The organism is Candidatus Cloacimonadota bacterium (assembly GCA_011372345.1).
Classification (GTDB): domain Bacteria; phylum Cloacimonadota; class Cloacimonadia; order Cloacimonadales; family TCS61; genus DRTC01.
Genome location: DRTC01000049.1, coordinates 1 through 3155, shown reverse-complemented (window position 1 = coordinate 3155; position 3155 = coordinate 1). Strand labels below are relative to the sequence as shown.

Sequence of the window (3155 nt, the reverse complement as noted above, 5' to 3'; positions counted from 1 at the left end):
TAAAATGAAGTATCTCAATTTAGCAAATTGAGTTACGATAAAACTTCCGTAGTTTTCAAAAAATTCGGAAGTTTGAAGAGTTATGAAAATTATGGAAAGATTCCAATTAAATATCCTTATAAATCGTAAATGAAAAATCTAATATTCTTAATATTCGTATTATTATTAGCATCATTATTTTCTCAAACCAATATCGTTGAAATTTATATTGTCTCCAATATTAACGGTTCTGTTTTTACCAATGAATCCAAAATCGCTTTCATAGATGATTTCCTGAAAATGAGCATTGTCGGGAAATGCGAAAATAGTGAAGAACTTGTTTATTATTCAAATTCTGAAAAATTGCAAATAGATGGTCTGGTCATTAATGAAAATGATATTCATAATTGGAATGAACTCGATACTGATCTTTCCATAAAATGGTTCAAAGTAGAAGAAGCAGATGGTGAACATTATAACAATACTTCACCGACTTGGCATTGGGAAGATATTCCTTATACAGAAACTGAAATAATGGAATGGAAAAACCGGTTCGAGATTTTTCCTGATGTTGAACCAACCATCTTTGAACCAGTTTTCTGTGATGGAAAAGTTGTCGGCACGATGCGTTTTAAAGCGACTCTAATTATAAATGGAAAGACATTTTCAACTCCGGGGAAAAACTCAAAATATAAAGGTTCGATCAGTCATAAAGTTCATCGTCTAAGTTTAAAGGGAAATACTGATAATGAAGTAATAAACTATGCTTTTGCGATGTGTAATCTTCCTTATATTTGGGGAAGTGCAAATTTTTCTAATGACCATAACTTTGATAATCAGGCAGAAAGGTTTATCGGAGCGGATTGTGCTGATTTTGCGGTGGCTGCTCATCAGTTAGCAGGCAATCAAATCCCCTATGATCAAATAAAAAATAATCGCTTCACCAAGATAATTTCAACTGTAAAAGATATTGAAAATTCCAATTACCTTGACCGGAAAAGAGAGTTGATAATAGTTGGAAATAATGGAATCAAAGTTGCTGATTTTATTTATTGGAATTATGATAAACCCGGAACAGGTCATGTCGGATTATTTTATGAAGATAAAAGCGATCCAAATGGTGAAAATAAGGGAAATGCTGATGCTATTTTTAATGAATGGGATTTAGTTATTCATACCCTTTTTCATGAACCGGAGATAAAAAGGATCGGAGAAGCATTTTCAGGAAATATCAGAGTTTATAGAATAAGGGATTAAATATGCGGAAAAAAAATATTTCAGAAGTATGGAAGATCGAGTATTGAGGACGACTTAACACAAAACCTTCGGCTTGTGTCAAGTCTCGGTTTAAATTTGTCCCAAGTTCCGTTGTCTTGAAACAAGACACTGAATCTTGGGATAAGTTGGACGGTTTGTAGTTTTTTCTCAATTTAGCAAATTGAGTTACGATTAAAAAGGAGCGTATGTGCGACCAAAAGTAAAATTTTTAAACGATGATTTAATCAAAAAGATTATCTCCGAAGCAACAGAAATTCTCAATAAAATCGGAATCGAAATAAATAATCCGAATGTATTAAATTTGCTTTCTGATTTTGGAGCAAAACTCGAGAAAAACCGGGTTTATTTTTCCGAAGAAATAATTCAAAAAGCTTTGAAAACAACGCCAAAATCCTTCCAGCTTTATGATGTTCTGGGAAATGAAACGAATGATTTTTCCGGTTCTAATGTTCATTTCACTCCCGGTTCTGCTGCTCTTCATATTCTCGATTATCAGACAAATGAAATCTGCAATCCGTCAACGCAAGACTATATCGATTATGTCAAAGTTGTCAGCGGATTGGAACATATTGCGTCTCAAAGCACAGCTCTCATTCCAAACGATGTTCACGAAAAAATCTCCGATAGTTACCGTCTTTTCCTGAGTCTTTTATATTGCGAAAAACCAGTTGTAACCGGAACTTTCACCATCGAATCTTTCGAGGTGATGAAGGATTTCCAACTTGCTGTTCGAGGAAATGAAAAGAGTCTGAAAGAAAAGCCGCTAACCGTTTTTTCATGCTGTCCTACATCTCCTTTGAAATGGAGCAAAGTTACTTCCCAGAATGTTCTGGATTGCGCAGAATATTCCATTCCTGTCGAGTTCATTTCAATGCCTCTGTCCGGTTTTATTGCTCCGGTAACTCTGGTCGGAAGTCTAATCCAGCATACAGCGGAAACTTTGAGCGGAATCGTCATCAGTCAATTAGCAAATCCCGGAACTCCGATTCTTTATGGCGGTTCTCCTGCAATTTTCGATGTGCGTTATGAAACAACTCCCATGGGTGCGATCGAAACAATGATGATCGATTGTGCTTACAATGAGATCGGAAAATTTCTGGAGATTCCCACCCAAGCGTACATCTCTTTAAGCGATGCCAAACAACTCGATGCTCAAGTCGGACTCGAATCCGGAATGGGAGCGACTCTTGCTGCTTTATCCGGGATCAATAACATTTCCGGTCCGGGTATGCTCGATTTTGAGAGTTGCATCAGTTTGGAAAAGCTGGTTCTCGATAATGAGATTTGCGGAATGTGTTTGAGAATGGCAGAAGGAATCGAACCGAAGGATGACTTTCCTTCTCTACCAATTTTTGAAGAACTCCTCTCTGAAAATCATCTCCTCATTTCCAAACATACAAGAAAGCATTTGCGAAAGGAACACTATTTTCCGGGAAATGTGATCAATCGAGCCAATCGTCCACGCTGGATCGAGGAAGGAAAAACAACTCTCAATGAAAGAGCACATCAGGAAGTCGAGAAATTGCTTCAAGACTATCAGCCTTCCAATCTTTCACAAGAGATAAAAACTGATTTGATTAAAACAATGAAAAAGGAAGCAAAGAAGTTTGGTCAGGATGAACTGCCAATTAGAAAACCTTGAAAACGGTCTCTGCCGGAGGAATTCTCTCCCCTTAATGCTTGCATTATGATGACCTTTTCAATGGTTAGAAATGATATAAATTAATGAATTAATAATGAGTCCGCTCTAAAAAGGCAATAATTTGGAATGTGTTTGAAATTTTGCCCGAAATTTGGAAACTGATGAATCGGTTAATGACCTCTATCTTCTTATTAACCACCAACTTAAGTTGGTGGTTAATGAAACAGGAAAAAGTATTAACCGTTTTAACGGTTTC

General features: G+C 36.3%; 2 protein-coding genes. Both read left to right on the top strand.

The window, feature by feature from the left end:
* The first annotated feature begins 129 nt into the window (after window positions 1-129).
* Window positions 130-1236, top strand: coding sequence for a hypothetical protein (locus tag ENL20_00820; GenBank protein ID HHE37103.1), 1107 nt, complete (start codon window positions 130-132; stop codon window positions 1234-1236).
* Window positions 1237-1444: 208 nt separating this feature from the next.
* Window positions 1445-2899, top strand: coding sequence for a hypothetical protein (locus tag ENL20_00815; GenBank protein ID HHE37102.1), 1455 nt, complete (start codon window positions 1445-1447; stop codon window positions 2897-2899).
* Window positions 2900-3155: the final 256 nt, after the last annotated feature.